At 59.4% G+C, this 16,684-nt stretch carries 13 protein-coding genes and 2 pseudogenes; 2 read left to right on the top strand and 13 right to left on the bottom strand.

What is annotated here, in order from left to right; genetic code table 11:
- The first annotated feature begins 191 nt into the window (after window positions 1-191).
- Window positions 192-1,259: an alpha/beta fold hydrolase gene (locus tag AB4O40_RS02910; protein WP_056724816.1), complete on the top strand. Its 1,068-nt coding sequence runs from the start codon at window positions 192-194 to the stop codon at window positions 1,257-1,259.
- Between the two features lie 109 nt (window positions 1,260-1,368).
- Window positions 1,369-2,859 (top strand): DUF1254 domain-containing protein, encoded by a 1,491-nt coding sequence (locus tag AB4O40_RS02905; RefSeq protein ID WP_414919079.1) that lies wholly within the window; start codon window positions 1,369-1,371, stop codon window positions 2,857-2,859.
- A 269-nt stretch (window positions 2,860-3,128) separates the two neighbouring features.
- Here AB4O40_RS02905 and AB4O40_RS02900 read toward each other — a convergent pair whose 3' ends face one another.
- The 13 genes and pseudogenes from AB4O40_RS02900 to AB4O40_RS02840 form a co-directional block, all read right to left on the bottom strand.
- Entirely contained in the window at window positions 3,129-3,617 is a 489-nt protein-coding gene (locus AB4O40_RS02900) for an OmpA family protein (protein ID WP_460056205.1), read from the bottom strand.
- A 320-nt stretch (window positions 3,618-3,937) separates the two neighbouring features.
- Entirely contained in the window at window positions 3,938-4,288 is a 351-nt protein-coding gene (locus AB4O40_RS02895; protein ID WP_460056208.1) for a type VI secretion system ImpA family N-terminal domain-containing protein, read from the bottom strand.
- A gap of 29 nt (window positions 4,289-4,317) precedes the next feature.
- A complete protein-coding gene (tssE, locus tag AB4O40_RS02890) occupies window positions 4,318-4,758 on the bottom strand; it encodes a type VI secretion system baseplate subunit TssE (RefSeq protein ID WP_056724811.1) in 441 nt (146 codons plus the stop codon).
- A gap of 3 nt (window positions 4,759-4,761) precedes the next feature.
- Window positions 4,762-5,298 (bottom strand): type VI secretion system lipoprotein TssJ, encoded by a 537-nt coding sequence (gene tssJ / locus AB4O40_RS02885; protein ID WP_460056211.1) that lies wholly within the window; start codon window positions 5,296-5,298, stop codon window positions 4,762-4,764.
- Window positions 5,279-5,743: pseudogene (locus AB4O40_RS02880) on the bottom strand (type VI secretion system baseplate subunit TssG); the annotation flags it as partial. The pseudogene AB4O40_RS02880 and the gene tssJ, both read right to left, overlap by 20 nt.
- Window positions 5,720-7,738 (bottom strand): annotated as a pseudogene (locus AB4O40_RS02875) (ImcF-related family protein); the annotation flags it as partial. The pseudogenes AB4O40_RS02875 and AB4O40_RS02880, both read right to left, overlap by 24 nt.
- A 9-nt stretch (window positions 7,739-7,747) precedes the next feature.
- Complete coding sequence (locus tag AB4O40_RS02870; RefSeq protein WP_460056214.1) at window positions 7,748-8,896, bottom strand: hypothetical protein; 1,149 nt, start codon at window positions 8,894-8,896, stop codon at window positions 7,748-7,750.
- Window positions 8,897-8,974: 78 nt separating this feature from the next.
- Window positions 8,975-9,103, bottom strand: coding sequence for a hypothetical protein (locus AB4O40_RS02865; RefSeq protein WP_460160156.1), 129 nt, complete (start codon window positions 9,101-9,103; stop codon window positions 8,975-8,977).
- Between the two features lie 101 nt (window positions 9,104-9,204).
- Window positions 9,205-9,807, bottom strand: coding sequence for a hypothetical protein (locus AB4O40_RS02860; protein WP_460056220.1), 603 nt, complete (start codon window positions 9,805-9,807; stop codon window positions 9,205-9,207).
- Window positions 9,808-10,083: 276 nt separating this feature from the next.
- Entirely contained in the window at window positions 10,084-10,560 is a 477-nt protein-coding gene (locus AB4O40_RS02855) for a hypothetical protein (protein WP_460056223.1), read from the bottom strand.
- A 368-nt stretch (window positions 10,561-10,928) separates the two neighbouring features.
- The gene (locus tag AB4O40_RS02850; protein WP_460056225.1) at window positions 10,929-11,633 is read right to left on the bottom strand and encodes a hypothetical protein; all 705 of its coding nucleotides are present in this window, start codon (window positions 11,631-11,633) and stop codon (window positions 10,929-10,931) included.
- Window positions 11,608-14,274, bottom strand: coding sequence for an N-acetylmuramidase domain-containing protein (locus AB4O40_RS02845; RefSeq protein WP_460154659.1), 2,667 nt, complete (start codon window positions 14,272-14,274; stop codon window positions 11,608-11,610). The genes AB4O40_RS02850 and AB4O40_RS02845 overlap by 26 nt, the downstream gene beginning before the upstream one ends.
- 32 nt (window positions 14,275-14,306) lie before the next feature.
- A complete protein-coding gene (locus AB4O40_RS02840; RefSeq protein ID WP_460056231.1) occupies window positions 14,307-16,682 on the bottom strand; it encodes a type VI secretion system Vgr family protein in 2,376 nt (791 codons plus the stop codon).
- Between the last annotated feature and the right edge of the window lie 2 nt (window positions 16,683-16,684).

Here is a 16,684-nt window from a genome sequence, read left to right as displayed (position 1 = left end):
AGCTTATGACTGCTGCCGACTCGGCCCTGGGACTTGGTATCACAGTGTATCGGCGCGACACCTCGACACACAAACTTTCATCCGGCCGACGATTGGACACAGGCCAGATACGTTGCCGCGCTCCAATGCTCGCAAGGTTTGAAGGGGCTCGGACGGATCCCCTGACCCATGGCTGGTAAAGGAGAGATCCCATGAAGATGGCACTGCGCAACAGCAACCCCGGCAAGACTCGTCGCCACCTGGTCGGCCCTTCGATCCTCGCGCTGACACTGTTCGGCGTACTTGGCGCGGCCCACGCACAAACGGCCGCCACCGCGCAGCCGGCGTTGGCCCCTGCCGGCACCACCCAGGCAGCGCCCTCGCCGTTCGGCCCGCTCAAGCATGTCAACGCCGGACTGCTGGATGTGGCGTACGCTGAAACCGGTCCGGCCAACGGGCCGGTGGTGATCCTGCTGCACGGCTGGCCGTATGACATCCACAGCTATGACGAGGTCGCGCCGTTGCTGGCCGCCAAGGGTTATCGGGTGCTGATGCCCTATGCCCGCGGTTATGGCGATACGCATTTTCTCTCCGACAAAACCCTGCGCAATGGCCAACCGGCTGCACTGGCCAGTGATGTCATCGACTTCATGGATGCCCTGAAGATCAAGCAAGCGGTGCTCGGTGGCTATGACTGGGGTGCGCGTTCGGCCGACATTGTCTCGGCGCTGTGGCCGGAGCGGGTCAAGGCGCTGGTCTCGGTCAGCGGTTATCTGATCGGCAACCAGGCCGCCGGCAAGAACCCGTTGCCACCCAAGGCGGAATTGCAGTGGTGGTATCAGTTCTACTTCGCCACTGACCGTGGTCGCGCCGGTTACGAGAAGAACACTCACGACTTCGCCAAATTGATCTGGCAACTGGCTTCGCCGAAATGGGCGTTCGATGACGCCACCTTCGACCGCAGTGCCAAGGCGCTGGACAACCCCGATCATGTCGATATCACCGTGTTCAACTACCGCTGGCGCCTGGGCCTGGTCCAAGGTGAGAGCCGATACGAAGCGCTGGAGCAGAAACTGGCCACGGCACCGTCCATCAGCGTACCGACCATTACCCTTGAAGGCGATGCCAACGGCGCACCGCACCCGGCACCTGAAGACTATGCCAAGCGCTTCACCGGCAAATATCAGTTCCGCCTGATCAACGGCGGCATCGGCCACAACTTGCCGCAGGAAGATCCCCAGGCGTTCGCCAAGGCAGTGATTGATGCCGATCATCTTTGAGGTCGATCTGACGTTCTCGCGCCTGCGTTGAACAGCACCGGGGTAAAGATGAGCTATCTTGAGAGCGAATCACCTGCATCCATTGACTGCCAGCCAGTAAGGACGCTTCATGAATCGTTTGCCCCGGCGCCATGCCCTCTTCGCCTTGTCTCTGGCCAGTACGCTCACAGCCACAGCGCTATTGAGTACGCAGGGTTACGCAGCGCAAGCCACAGTCGCCGCTCCGGCCGCCAGCCCTGTCTCAGGCCCTGTTGCCGGTACCAAAGTAACTGAACCGTACGTACGCATGATGGCGCGCGAGGCGTATTTCTGGGCCTGGCCGATGGCCAACATCTTCAATCGTCGCCAGGCCTTCAAGGACTTGCCCGAGCCCGGCTTGATGGGCGGCATCGTACCGGTGGCCCCGATCAATCGGTTGTCGATGCTCAGCGACTACATCGACCCGGCCGAGCGGCTGGTGGCCTGCCCGAACCAGGACGTGGTGTACGGCGCCGGCAGCATCGCCCTGGACCTTGAGCCGGTGGTGCTGCAAGTGCCGGACTTCGACGGCCGCTTCTGGGTATATCAGGTGGTCGACCTGCGCTCCGACAGCTTCGCCGAGATGGGTAAAATGTATAACACCCAACCGGGTTTCTACCTGCTGGTCGGGCCGGACTGGAACGGCAAGGTGCCGCCGGGCATCAAGCGGGTGTACCGGGCGCGTACAAACACCGGGTTCGTGATTCCTCGGGTATTCCAGGACGACACCGCCGCTGACCGCCTGGCCGTGCAGCCGGCATTGTCGGGCATCGACATGTACCCGCTGTCGCAGTACGACGGCAAGATGAAGAAGCGCAACTGGGCCCGGTTGCCGAAATTCCCGGCCCAGGCTTCTGAAGGCAGCGCCGAAACCAAATGGGTTGTGCCGGAAAAGTTCTTCGACGAACTGCCGGCCTTGCTCAAGGACGCCAAGCCATTACCGGGCGAAGACGCCCGCTACGCACAAATGACCGCCCTCGCGGCCATCGCCAAGGCCGACCCGCAACTGCGCGCCGCGATGATCGACGAGGCGAAAAAGGCCGACAAAGAAGTGATCGACCCGCTGTTGCAGTTCCGCAACTACGGCCTGCAATTGCCCAATCACTGGAGCACGGTAAGCAACGGCGCAGCGTTCGGCACCGATTATTTCACCCGTACCGCCGTCGCGCGCTCGAACATTTTCGTGAACCAGCAGAAAGAGACCAAATACTTCTACCAGGACCTGGATGAGAACGGCCTGCGTCTCAACGGCCAGTACGGCTACAGCGTCACGTTCGCCAAGGGCAAGCTGCCGCCGGTCAAGGGGTTCTGGTCGCTGACGCTGTACAACGAACAGCACTTCTTCTCGCCGAACGAGCTCAAGCGCTACTCCATCGGCACCAAGAACAAGTCCCTGCAAACCAACCCAGACGGCTCGCTGACTCTCTACGTGCAAAGCGAATCACCGGGCCAGGACAAGGAAAGCAACTGGCTGCCCTCGCCCAAAGGCGCCGGGTTCTCGCTGTACATCCGCGCCTACTGGCCGCAAGCCGATGCCCTCGATGGCGACTGGACCCCGCCGGCGGTGGTGAAAACCAAGTGAAAAGGACTTCGACGATGAACGCAGCCAGCAAAACGCTGACCGCACTGGCGTTGGCCGCTTCGTAATCCGTGATGCCGTGAACAAATGAGCGCCCAAGTGGCGCTCATTTCGTTTGGGTCACACAAAACCCTCTGTAGGATCGAGCTTGCTCGCGATGGCGGAGTGTCAGCCTCTATCAGTGCTGGCTGTGTCGGCCTCATCGCGAGCAAGCTCGCTCCCACAGGGAATATCGGCTCCCCCCTCCCCGGCATCCGCTCCCGAAGCAAACCTCAGGTCGACGACTGACAGGCGCCCTTTTCCGGTACCAGACGAATATCGACACGACGGTTGGCTTCCCGCCCCGCCTCGGTGTCATTGCTGGCAATCGGTTGACTGGCGGCAGCCCCCCGCACGGCAAAGCAACTGGCCGGGATATCACCCATGCGTTGCATCCAGTCGTGCACGCTGGCGGCGCGGGCCTGGGACAGTCTGATGTTCTCTTCAGGATTGCCCGTGGCATCACTGTGCCCGGTAATGACAATCAACAGGTCTGGCTGAGCCTTGATGTCGACCAAGGCATTGATCAGTACTTTGGTCGAGCCGGGCTTGAGCGTGGCACTGCCTGCCTCGAACAGTGACAGGCTGCGCAGATGCACGGGTTCGCCGATGTCCTGCTTGTGCTGGATAAAGGCCAGATGGCGGGCCCTGCCCTCAGTAGACGAAATGGTCACCCAGCCCTGCCACCACAATCCACCAACCAGAATCAAGGTGGTGGCCACAGCAGACACCCACAGACTGATTCTCCGTATTTTTTTTCGCTGTTTTGAACCCGATAAATCGGGCAGCGGTGGACTGGGAATGATCATCACCGGCATGACATATTCCGGCACGTAGCCCCCGATCGAAGGCAGCCCCGGTGCGCTCGACAAGCGCCTTGCCTGCGTCCGCTGCAGCAGACTGCCGACTTGTTGACCCATCGCCAGCAGCGTTTGCGGAGCAATCAGCCCCGTGCATTCCAGGCGCGCGCGCAATCGGTCAAGCTCGGTGCCCAACTGGACAAGCGCCGGCAAGTTCCGCGAACTGATGTCCACACTCCGCATCAAGGCCTGCAGTTGACCGCATAGCCAGGCCAGAATGTCCAGGCGCGCAGACTCCAGGGGGGCCACACACCCTCCCGATCGCCGAGTAATGCCTCGATCAGTGACACCCCTTGCACGATGCCATCCAGGCCGTAGCGTTGTCCGTTCGCCAGTGCAAAAGCCGCAGCGCTTTGCAGATCCGCGCCATTTTTCTGGAACAACGCCAGGCACAACTGCTGTATACGGCCCCAATCCACGTCCGGACACGCCGGATGGCTCAGATGGGCCAGTTCATCGCGAAGTGCGACAAACTCGTCAAAGTCCCGTGGATCACCACCTGCCCGCACATGAAGCCCAAACAACCCGGTCATTTCCTTTCCTTCCTTTTGCCTGTCCGATATCACGGCGTCGACAGGTAGCGCTGCCGTTTGAGGTGACGCATGAGTACCTTGCCTTCAGGCGCCAGAGTGGTGCCGAAAGTCACCCGTTTGCCGCCCTTGAGTTGCATGTCGAGGGCATACTCCAGATGGCCCGGCAGCACCTGTGCCAACAACTCGATGCTGACCGCGGCCAAACGCGGTTCGTACTTGAGCAGAGTCCTCCTCATCGTTTTCATCAGGTCATGGGCCGTGGCGGGCAATCCCTGCAGGATCACGCCCATGTCCGGCAAGCCGTAGTCCGGCAGGTGGCTGAGCGTGCCGGCGCGGCTATTGAGGATGCGTTGCAGATTGTCCAGCACCGACAGGATTTGCTGGTTCTCTTCGCCGACTCGATACAGCTCCAGTTCGCCATCGAAGTTCTGCAAGAGCATTTCGTACAGCGAGGGGTTGAGATCGCCCACTACCTACTCCTTCGCCAATGGCCGTAATGTCAATCGGTTGTCCGCCAGCTCGATCACCCGAGGCTGGTCCGGTTCAAGGTCATTGCGGGCCAGGGTCAGGCGCCAGGTGTTCATTCGGGTGTCCGGTTGACGGAACAGACCGACCACCGTGACGAATTTTGCGTCCCTGTTCAGGGGCACGTTCAGTAACGCACCCTCGCCGGGCTTGATCACCACGGCATGCGCGTCCAGTAGATCGGCACTGAGTTTGCTGTCGCCATGGCTGAGCAGGCTGTCATAGCTGGCCTGCTCCACGGCTTTGCTGTCACGCAATTGGTACACCCGCACCAGGGTCGGAACGGACAATGCACTCATGTCCGTTTCATCGGTGTTGTTCGCCGCGCGACCGGAAAAGTCCAGGTGCAGCGTCGTGACCTGCTTGTAGAACACGGACCGTGCCGCCGAGGCGGTGCTGTCCGAGACGGTCTGGGTCAACCCGCAACCGCCGAGCAAGGTGCCCAGCGTCACCCATGCCAATGAATTACCCAGCGTACGCAACATGCTGTACCTCTCTGTTCCGTGGATTCTGCGAAAGGCCCTGGTAGCGACCAAGGCTGATGGTGATGGTGTCGTGTTGCGCGGTCTGGCAGGCGTCGCTGCCCTGTGCCAATACGCCGGTCATGCCAAGCAATACCTGCGGATGGCCCAATACCGGTGCTGGCAGGCTGCGCATCGGTAGCCGCAACTGCAACTGCGCAGTACAGCGCCAGCCCAGATACACGCGTAGCAACACCAGCAGGTCACGGTGCAACTGTCCCCCGGGCAACCAGCCTCTGGCCTCCCGGGTGTCCTCGGTGAAAAGCCCAAGGAGTAATTGGCTGTTGGCATCGTGTCCGGTATGGCCCAGTGGTGTTCCTTGGGACAGGCTGACGGGGTGGCTTGCGCACAGGCCGGCCGGTTGCAGCAAAGGGACTTTGCGAGGCCAGTGTGGCGTCAGGCGTTCCTTGAGTTGCTCCGGGCTCAAGTCGGCGGCGAGGCTGGCGGGATTGTCGCTGAGCACCCAGTCAATCTCCTCGCGGCGGGCCTCGGCCACCTCGTCGATGGCTTGGCGGACCTGACCCTCCCAGGCCTGGCGGGTGAACACCCCGGGCACGCTGGCCGTGGTGGCGAACAGCGCGCGGGCGTCGGTGTCGCCGACCATCTGCGGCAAGCTCAGGGCCGGGTAGTGATTGGCCGCCGCATCGAGCACCTGGCGGTACAGGCTGGCTTCGGCATTGCGCTGGCCAAGCTGGCCGAGCAGTACCTGACGGGCCTGGGCCACCAGCGTCGGGTCAGCCTCGATACGCCAGGCCGGATGGGCCGCCAGTTGCTCGGCATAAAACTGCCAGAGGCCAGGTGACAGGCCCTGCCAGAGCCCCGGCGTCATGTCGGCGCGCTGCGCCTGGGTCTCGACCAGCACTTTGGCGAGGAAAGCCGCGTCGGCTTTTTCCGGGCGCGCCATCATCAGGTAGGCCTTGAGCTGCGCGTAGGCTTGCGGGGCACGCCTGGCGCGTTCGGGGCTGTCCGGCGGCAACTGGATCAGCGCCTTGAGTTGCTGCTGCAGCCTGGCCACGGCCGGGTCGCGCAGCAACCGCTGGTTGGCGTCGACGTAGCGCGGCCACAGCGTCGCCAGCAATGGGTCGTTCTGGTTGAGGCCGAAGCGCAGGTACCAGGGCGTGCCGTGCTCGGCGCGGTAGTCCAGGCGCCCCAGCTCGCGGGTCAACTCGTTGAACGCCAGCAGTTGTTCGTCGGGGCTCTGCGACTGTTCGAGAGAGACCAACGTGCTCTGCATCTGGGCAATGTGCACGCGGTTGCTGGCGAAGGACAGCAGCAGGCCGGCGCCCCAGATCAGCGCCACGGCCAGTGCCAATCCATAAGCCACGCGCGGCGTGCTCCAACCCAGACGACGGCTCGGCAGTTTTTGCTCGCCGAGCACGCCGTGCCAGGCCGGGTCCATGGGCCAGAAGTGCTCTTCCGTGCCCTGGGTTTTACCGGGCAACGGCAGACTGAACCACAGCCCACGCAACGCCACATCCTGCCGGAAGCTGCCGAACCATGGCGCCAGTGCCTGGCGCCAACGGGCCACGCCTTCGACCTGCAGGTCCCGCGCCAAGCGCAGCAGGAAATCATGATCGGGTCGCGTGTTCATCTGCGCCCAGCCTTCGCTGCGCAGCGGCGCAAGCAGACTGTGCAGCGACGTTTCCAGGGCCTGCGCGCTCAGGCGTGACGGCAGCGCGCAGCCGACCGCCTGGCTCGGGCGCTGGTCCTGCTTCCACCCACTGGCGCAGACCTGCCACAGGTGCAGCGGCAACGACCAGCCCAGGGTGCGCGCCAGGCCCTGCAGGTGATTCACGCCGCGACGCATCGACCCGTCGTCGGCGCTCTGCGCGGTGTTGAGCGCCCAGATCACGCCGTCGAGAGCACGCCAGCGGGTCAAGACGCGACAGTGCTCAAGCACCGCATCGTCCAGTTTGTTTTGCACACTCCCGCCCCAGAGCAGCACGGTGTCCTGGTCAACCAGCCAATGGTCGCGGGTCAAGCCGGGGGCGATGGCGTCGATCTGCTCGGGTTCGCCGACGATCAGCAGGAGGCGGATTTTTTGGCGCCAGAAGGGGCCGTGGCGCGCCCGTAGCGAGGCTCTAATCCTGTCAGACCATTGTTTGTCCTGAGCGCCAGTCGAATTTGCAGAAGGCATTTGCCCAGGCTGGGGCACATCATCCGACTCAAACGGTTGATAAGAAGCACTCCCTATCCACCGGCCGAACAATTGATAGCCACCCAGAAACACCATCACGACAAGGGTGGTCACCGAGCTCACCGAAAGCCAGAGCGTTTGCCGGGCACTACCCGATGCAATGCCCAACGACTCGGGGTGACGCCACAGCAGCACACTCAAGACCAGTCCAGCGAGCAACAACACACTCACCAGCACACCCAACCCTACAGAGCGTCGAAACTGCATTCGATATTCCTATTTCAAAAGGGGTGACACGGGCATCAACACCGTGCTCCAAAGGCCATCGGCGGCAGCACCGCCACTGAAAATGAACTGTGGTCCGGCGCCGCGCTCAATGGTCTGCGCCGCGGCGGCAATAGCCAGCCAAGGTGATGCTTTCCCCGCGTGTCCAAGCAACGTGTCGAGGTTGCAAAAGTTCTGCGGCGGCTTGACCGGCATGGGGACGTCAAGCATCACGCTCTCGACATGGCGTGGCGCGCCTACCCCAGCCCGCCAGGCCTGTTCGATCGAGTGTCCTTGCAGCGGCGCCCAGTCGAAGGCCTGACGCGCGGAACCAAGCAAACCGGCATCGGTGGGCTCGCGCTGCTGTTCAGGGCGGTGGAGATAGGCAACAGGCGGTAAGACCGACTGCGTAAGCCGGTTGCCGAACAACAGCCCAACGGCCACTTCTGCCGTGCCTTCGGGCTGGTCCGGTGCGAGCTGCACTGCCAACACCATCAGCAACGCCTGATCGTCAATGCGCTGATCCAGCCAGCGATCCACCGCAGCCAATCCACTGCCCTCGACGGGGATCGTCGATTGACGGATGCCGGACTCTCGCCATGCCTTTTGCCATGCTGGACGCCATTGGTCCTCGGGCAGTCTGCAGTCGACCTCTAATAACAGGGCCAGAGGCTTATCCTCAGGCGCTTGTGAAAGGATTAGTGCCAAGTCAGCGAGCGCCTGGGTCAATACACTCAAGAACACCGCTTCGAGGTCTTCATCCGGGTCGTCAAGCAAACGGCTGTGCCTCAATGGTGCACCGCCCATCCTGAACGGTTGCGTTTTCAGCGCTTCGACTCCACTCAGCAGTGCGTCGAGTTGCGCCGCGGGCTCGGCCGCTGGATCCCGCAGTGCGGTGTAATAGCTCACCCCCAAAACCTGCTGAGACCGTCGACCTTTACGAAGCCTGCGGGTCATGTCTTTTTCACGGGCTTCATCCCAGCCATCGGCAGCACTTTGTTGGCCCAGGTAAAGCAGCACTTTCCCGAAACTCAGCACGCACCAGCCAACCAACGGCACGCCCAAGGCCAGCGCCCAGAAGTCGACTGGCTGCTGGTGCAACGGCACCGGGCTGAAGAACAATGCCAACCCTGCCCCCATCAGCAACAACAAAGGCAGCAAGCCTATCCAAAACCAGACACGAGGGTGTGCGGGTCTCACCGCCTGCGCAGGGACTTGATCCAATCTGACCGGCATGGACTAGTTCGCCTCCGCCACTGACAACGAGGAAAACAACGCATAGCTGCACGCGTAGCGATGTCTTTCGAAAGCAACCGGGCAACGCACAGAGTCGCCCTCGCACGCAACTCCGAGCCCCTTGAATCGCATGACGGTGGAACCCGAAAGTACAGTGCCTCCGCCCGTGGATTTGTCGCCAATGCGTACGATGCCTTTCATGTCTTGTCCCTTTTTCATTGACCGGAAAATTCCTAGCTCGATGTTTCTTGACTCAATACGTCTTGCGGTAAAAACACACCGTCCTGCAATACAAACTTCGAAAGTTGCAACGTCCGTCCAGTTGCATAAACTTTCTCGAACCACTCAATCGAAAACCCACTCGAGTTCCACTGCACCGAAGAGAAATCAAAGTCTTGCAGAGGCGTTCCGGTGTTTTGACTGGCCATTGAAATGGATCTCAAACAGCTGCTTACTAATACCGTTGTTTTTTCAACAAGATCGGCACCAGTGATTTGATAGACATACAGCCAGACTTCGCTTCCTGCGCCGCACAATCCTGCAGGGCGTGCAGTATTCGAGGGTAAAACCTGGAACAGCGAAACGAACTCACTTTCTCCAACCTTGTGTTTGTCGTTTTCATAAAACACGGCGGTCGCATCGGCCAACAATTTCACTCGATAAATCGCACCATCTGTCATTTTTAGTTGTGCCTGCCCACTGAAATTGCTTGGCCGCTGCGTTTCGGCGCTGACATAAACAATTGGCACCCAACAAAGCAGAAAATAAAGAAACTTCTTCCCGGGTTTATTTGCCCAGCACATAGTGCTGCATAACGCACCCCCTAGCGTTGCCATGGAAATCAATCACCCTCCCCCCTTAAAGCCAAGAACCATCCACAACATACAAAACCAAATAAACCATCAAAAACCATCAAAAACCATCAAAAACCAAACCTCAACATATATATCAGTACCGCAACTTCAAATCGCGTTCGAAAGCTTCGCGCCGAAAACCATCAAGATGAAATACATTATTCTTTATTATACTTCGATAGGCATCGACATTATTGCTCGAAGGAGGATCACAGATCAGTAGATTCTCAAATGAAAACTCAGGCGAGTCCGCTGGCGTCAGCTTCCCGCTGACATAATAAAATACGCTTGGTGTTTGTTTAGCCAAGTTAAAATCCGGATACAACGGGTTATCCCACCCCCATCAAAAGTAAATGACCCACCACAAAGCTCACCAGTTTCTCTTGCAACGATGCAACCGCTACGCACATCCAGTAGCTCGCAATAGGCAACTTCTTGGTATTTTGGGGAATCATTAGACCCCTCAACAAAGCCTGATTCGATCTGACTCAAATAGACGAAATTCCCGTCCTGCGATGCAAGTGACGGGTCGGTCCGCTCGTATGCTCTTCCTAACAACCTATCACCCTGCAAGGTGCGTACATTTCTCGTAAGTTTTAAATACAACTCACCCACCGGATCATCATATTTAAAGACAACTTCATGACTTGGTTTTTTATCCTCCGCAACTGCAACCATATCAAACAAAGCAAGGCACGGCACTACCAGCATAGAAACAAACAAATTAATACTCACAATCTCTCCTTTAAGCTTTGATAACGATGAGCCGGGTCAGTCATTCGACGCAAAGAGCCGTAAATATCTAGCAATCCTGATTCGTTTTTACGATGATCTACACCCCAGCCTTGTGGATTAACCGACACAGTTGAGTGGTCATTCGGGACAGACACCCAATAGTTTCTGCTTGAAATTATCTCCTTAATGGCATTGAACTTGTTTTCTACGAAAGGTTTCTGGATGAATGCCCTTGAATTGGCTCCATATTCCCTCCTACAAATAAGATCAATTACGACACCTTGAATCTTGCCGTCCACCGTATTTTTGGGGCTGCGTCAATACCGCGTTAAAGGCACAACCCATTTCAACGACATCAATAATACTAATCACAATATGTCTACCAGAGGAATCCACCCATCTACTTGATGTTCGTTCGCTTGATAACTGATTTTGACCCACCCACTGCGAAAATCACTTATCTCAACTTTGGCACCTCGCGCCAGGTATTGTGTTGGAAGACCAGGGGCATTTGGTAAAAATGAAACATTAGATTTTTTGGCTGTTATCCTTACGCTCAATGGATGCCCAAGACGTAAAGCACCTTGATCAAAAGCCTGCGAAACTGTAAGCGTCTCAAACCTCAACCCGGCCATCACATCTGGATTCAACACAAGTTTTATGTGTTGAGGAGGGGCGGTCACTTCAATAGCATCTAGCTTAATCTGTGTAAATGATTCGGAAACAAATGCCGCATCCGCTCCAAAGCCAACAACATAAATATTTTTTGGATATTCCAAGTATATTTTAAACCCACTACCAGACGGCTCGAGCCGTACAGACTCCTCTGCTATATCGGCTACATCCAAGAGTTTAATGTTTTTTGCCATAAGAGCCCCAAGCGCACCCAGTTGGTAGACTGATATGACGACGTCGTTATCACTGTAAGCAATACAAATCAAATTCCCTTCTGTCTTTAACTCATGCGAAATCAATACACCCTGATCTCTTTTACAATCCCCAGCAAAAACCTCACCCCCAAACATAACAATCACAACAAATAGAGCCTTACCAATTTTGCTTGAGACTGTCATAAGCGCTCCGTATTTTTACATCATATCCAATTTGTCCTTTACCATTATATTTTTGCGCGATCAGCAACCAGTCCTTATTTTTCATTGGCTCCATGAGTTTTTTCTCCTTCACCAGGAAAACCTTGAAGTACTGCAAGTGCTGTAAAGCACAGTAATTCTGAGCCTCCTCCAACTCCTCAATACTGCTATATAGATGACGATAATATTCACCCATGACTTGGAATTTCCCCCAAGAACATGACTTTATAGCAGCAGCATGATTGATTTCACGCGCGCGTTTAAACCTTGAATATTGCTCATCAAGCGACCCGTACACATAGGATGCTTCATATGCATGGACTATTTTCGGCTCCGATATAGACAGCGCATTAATTTCAGATTGCGACATCCCAGAAGCGAGCAGAAGTCGACGCATATAATGGCGTTCATAAAGAATCAAAGCATGCCTTTTCCCTACTTCGTATTCCCTGAAAGGCGACTTGTCTCCGGTTTCTGCGACTGCGATTGCCCGTAGCACCTCTCTTTCAACACCCAACTCATCAGCAAGTAACTCAAAGTGTTTTTTAGTTATATCCGTCACTCCTAAGTTGCAGGGGTTATCCACTAACCCCTGTTGATAGCAGTAACATTTTTTCTGGTAATTACTTAAATGCGTTATGAGTCCTATCGGATGAAAGTGATACGGCCTCCCCCACGTCGGCAACCCCACGATCTGCGCCACCTCACCCCACCAACTGATCTGCTCGATCCGCTGCTTCTCCGCCTCCCAATTCCAGTGCGGCGTCGAGCCGCTGTGGCCGAGCAGTTCATCCAGTGCGTCCCACTTCGGCGTCTGGTGAAACCACTCGCTTTCCTTGCGCAGGATCATCTGCGAGATGGCTTGCGCCAGCGCCGGGAGGCGCAGGGCCGCTTGTAGTTCTTCGGCGGTGATCTTGCCCTCGCGGGTGCGGTCGATGATGGCGTACAGGCGGCTTTTCATCGGCCCTTGGTTGTTTTTCTCGGCCAGGGGCCGGAAGCGCTCGCGTTGCGCATCGTTGAAGCGGCCGACGGCGCTGAAAAACGAGGCCATTTCGTGGCGCGGCGTGCTGTAGTCGAAAATCACGCCATAACCTTCCCACGACCACGGGCTGAGCCACGGGGTGACGCCGACTTCTTCGCACACCCAGCCGTCGAGCGGGTTATGGTCCGCGTTGTGCAGCAGCCGGTCCAGGCGATACCAGTTGCGGGCCTTACGGTGCTCCGTCGCCGGCACGTGGATTTTGCCTTCGGGCGGCAGGCCGTCGAGCACGCTCTTGGGGACTAGCAGGTCGGCGGCGCTGCGTGGGCTGGCGTCACTCGATGCCTGCAGGCGGGCGGCCGTGGCCGGCTCTTCATGCGGCACCACCGGCGTGCCCTCGACCAGCTTCAGCCAGATGCGCTCTTTCGTCGGCAGGCGCTCGGCCCAGGCCCGACTGGCGTCGAGGAACAGATCGACGTCATCGCCGGTGAACACTTCCAGGTGCAGTTCTTCCTCCGGTCGCTCCGCGCGCATGTCCTGATACTGGCCGAGGTGCCCGATCAAGGCGCCGGCCTGGATCGGCACCGGCTGGTCGAGCACCATGATGCGGTCCGTGGCCTGCGGAGCGAGCTCGCTTTCCAGGGAGGCGAAATGCACGTATTGGTGGACGCGCTCCAGCTTGCGGAAATCCCCTTCGCCGCTGACCGTGACGACCGAGCCGGTCAGCAGCTGTAAAAGGACCTCACTGGTTCGGCTTGGCTGCGCGTGAACATTCACCGACGGTTCCGACGAGGTGACGCTGTACTCGCTGCCGCCGACGGGTTGCAAGAGGCTGGCGGCGAGGTAGCCCGCCAGTGAGCCCTCGGCAGTGATCAACTTGGCGGGGCCCTGGCGGTTTTCCAAGCGGCGGTAAGCCCCCGTGCCACTGACGGACACTTCTGCACCGCGGGGCAGGAAGTCAATGATCTTGCCTTGCGAAGGTTGGTGACGCACGTTCAAGCCGTATTCCAGCGTGCCGGGGCGAATGTCTTTGGCGGTCTGCGGGACCCGCAGGATCGGACTCGCGGGCCAGTACGCCGGGCGCTCGATAGCGTTGTTTTTCTCGTATTTCGCCCAATCCTGCAGGTGCATGTACAGGCTGTAGAAAGTCAGGCTGGGCGGTATGTCCGCGCTGCCTTCAATCCTGGGTGGCTGCAGGCGATGGCGCACCAGGACGAAATTGCGCGAGAAGGGTTTGTCGACGGTAACTTGACCAACGTAATAACGCGTAGTCGGCGAGTGCGTGTCGATGCGGTACGCCACCACTTCACCGTCGGCCAGGCACCGCACGCTGGACTGATCCAGGGTGCCGGCGGTGCCCCCGTCGAAATGGATGCCGCCGTGGAACAGGCCGCTGCGGCCGACCGGGTAGTAACCGCCGGCGGCCTTGGCCAGGTGAGTCAGCTGCTCCAGCGGGTTACGGGTGTCCTTGGACCGCTGCTTGTCCTTGAACGGATGGCACCAGTTTTTCAGCGGCACCGGGCTCGCGGGCGTTGCAACGAACCGGGTATCGGGCGTCGGCAGAATGGGTGCGCGGGGTACCGCAGGCAGCGTCGGCTGCGAATACCTGTGCAGGCCGAACAGTCGGGCAAGCAAGCTGGCCATGTTGTATGTCGCTCCTTGTTATGCAAAAGGGATCAGGCAGAAAAGTCCGAAAGGTCCGAGGACGTGGTTGGGTGCTCGGTCAATCGAGATTGCACCGGCATTTCCAGTGTTTGACTGGCCGCACCGCTGTACTCGAAGTGCGCCGCCTTGACCTTGTGATCGCCGGCCGTCCCCGACTCGATGCCACACGTCTCCAGGCGCAGGTAGCTGCCGCCGCCGTTGAGGACGATTTTCTTCTTCGCCGTGATGTGGATTTCATCTTCGGTGCTGGTGATCTCCAGCCCATGCCGCGCCAGCAGTTCAAGTTTGTCGTTCTGCGCCTGCACCCTCACCGGGCCCTGATTGGCGATCAGCTTGATCCCCAGCTTGCGTACGAACAGGCTCAGGCCCTGGCCGACGCCGATGAACAGGCGCTTGACCACGCTGAGGTCGGCCTCGCCGCCGGCGTTGAGCATCAGGTTGTCTTTTGCCGCCAGTTGCAGGTGCTGGCCGCTGGTCAGGGCGATGCCCTGGGGTGCGCTGAGCAGCAGGACCGCGGCTTTCAGTTCATCGAGTTGCTGGCGCATCAGCGCCAATTGCGCCGCCACATCTGCGGGATCGGCGTTGGCGGCCAAGGCATCGGCGGACAGCGTTTGCAGTTGGTCGCCGGCCTGGCGCAGGCGCTCGATCGCCGGGCCCATTTCCAGCACCTGGCCTTGGGCCTTGGTTTGTTCATCGGCACTGATAAACAACCCCTTGCCCGCCCGAATCGCCCCCCAGGCATCGCTACGCAGTTCAAACCCCTCACCCCGTTTTTGCCGCTCGGCATCCACCACATGCCCGAGGTTGAGCTGACTCTTGCCGCTGTGTTCGGTGCTGAGCTTGATGTGCTCCTGCCCGCGGGTATCGTCCAGCCGCAGTTTGTTGTTGGCCGGGGTGCGCAGCACGTTGCGCTTTTCGTTGTACATGGTGACGTGGTCGGGGTGCTGGCTGTCGTGCAGGGCGTGGGCGATGTAGGGCCGGTCGGGGTCGCCCTGTTCGAAGGCCACCGCCACTTCGGTGCCGGCGATCAGCGGCAGGTGCAGGCCGTGGGTGTCGCCGGCGTATGCCCGGGCCAGGCGCAGCCAGGTGCTTTCGCGACCGGCGTCCCAGGTGTCGCGGTCGAACAGGAATTGCACCCGGTAGCGGCCCTCGGCGTCGGTATCGGCGTAGGGGTTGTTTGCCTGCGCGCTGGTCACCCGGGCCGGCACGGTGCCGGCGATCAAGGGTTTTGGCGGTACGTCTGGGCGAAAGCACACCGTCTGCGCGTAGGGAATGGCCTGGAAGCTGCACTCGAAACTGCGGTCGCGGGCGGCGCCGGCCTTGAGCGCGATGATCACCGCCCGCGGCGCGAAGGCCTGGGGCGCGCCGTCGGTGACTTCCAGTACCTGGCCTGGCGCCAGGCGGGCGCTGCTGCTCATGCCGCAAAGGCGGGTGCGGCGGTTGAGGTAACGCTCGTGGCGCAGGCGCGCATAGAAGTAGCCGCTTTCGCACTGCACGTCTTCGGGGAAGGCATGGCGGTCGCCGAGCGCGGTGTAGGGTTCGGCGTAGTGATAGGCCTCGCCGTAGGTGCCCTTGGCGCCGCGCGTCTGGTCGATGTCGCCGTCGAGGTGCGCGCGGGCGTCACGGTGGTGGTAGGCGCGGATGTTCACGTGCTGCTCCACCACCTGGTGTTCCGACTGCAAGGCCCAGACGCTGTCCTCACCGCTGCTGCTCAACCCGCAGAGCGGACGCAGCGGCAGTTCGACGTCGAACTGGTAGGCGCGCGGGGAGTCGTGGAATTCGACGACGTCGATACTCAGGCGTTCGTCGCTGGTGAAGCGGTACCAGATGCCGACTTCGGCCAGCAACCGGGCGATGAAGGCCAGGTCGCTTTCGCCGTATTGCATCACCTGCTCGCGCCGGGGGTATTCGCGGTGCAGGTGGAAGAGGAAGTCCTGGCCCCTGAAATCGTGGCGACTGCGCAGGATGTGCTCGACGATTTCCGGCACCGACCGGTGCTGGTAGATCCGGTATTGCCGGCCCCGCGCGAGCAGCGCCAGGCGCGGTTGCAGGGTGACTTCGTAGCGTGCCTCGTCGATGGAACCGGACAGGCGTTTGAAGCCGCTGATTACCCCGTGCAAGCTGCGCAGCGGCTTGACTTCGGACGGTTCGAAGATCAGCGACGAGACCTTTTCCGGCAGCGCGTGCAGGCTGAAGCTGGCGGGTTGGCCAAGCATGAGCTCGGCGTCGATGTCGAGCTGGCTGGAGGTGAACTCGATGTAGTAGCTGAACGGCTGGCTGAGGTGTTCTTCGCCGTGGAAGGCCAGGACGTCGAGGGGGGCATCCACCTCTCGGACCCAGAGTGTGTGGCGGCTGTGGTCGAAGAAAGTGCGCAGTTCGTTGAGCATGT

The organism is Pseudomonas sp. S2_F07, from assembly GCF_054668325.1.
This window is presented reverse-complemented; position numbering and strand designations above follow the sequence as displayed.

Bases quoted from the DNA above. Each gene is read 5' to 3' on its own strand.
- AB4O40_RS02910 (WP_056724816.1), top strand. From the start codon at position 192: ATGAAGATGGCACTGCGCAACAGCAACCCCGGCAAGACTCGTCGCCAC.
- AB4O40_RS02905 (WP_414919079.1), top strand. From the start codon at position 1,369: ATGAATCGTTTGCCCCGGCGCCATGCCCTCTTCGCCTTGTCTCTGGCC.
- AB4O40_RS02895 (WP_460056208.1), bottom strand. From the start codon at position 4,288: ATGACCGGGTTGTTTGGGCTTCATGTGCGGGCAGGTGGTGATCCACGG.
- tssJ (WP_460056211.1), bottom strand. From the start codon at position 5,298: ATGTTGCGTACGCTGGGTAATTCATTGGCATGGGTGACGCTGGGCACC.
- AB4O40_RS02865 (WP_460160156.1), bottom strand. From the start codon at position 9,103: ATGCGATTCAAGGGGCTCGGAGTTGCGTGCGAGGGCGACTCTGTGCGT.
- AB4O40_RS02860 (WP_460056220.1), bottom strand. From the start codon at position 9,807: ATGGCAACGCTAGGGGGTGCGTTATGCAGCACTATGTGCTGGGCAAAT.
- AB4O40_RS02850 (WP_460056225.1), bottom strand. From the start codon at position 11,633: ATGACAGTCTCAAGCAAAATTGGTAAGGCTCTATTTGTTGTGATTGTT.
- AB4O40_RS02845 (WP_460154659.1), bottom strand. From the start codon at position 14,274: ATGGCCAGCTTGCTTGCCCGACTGTTCGGCCTGCACAGGTATTCGCAG.
- AB4O40_RS02840 (WP_460056231.1), bottom strand. From the start codon at position 16,682: ATGCTCAACGAACTGCGCACTTTCTTCGACCACAGCCGCCACACACTC.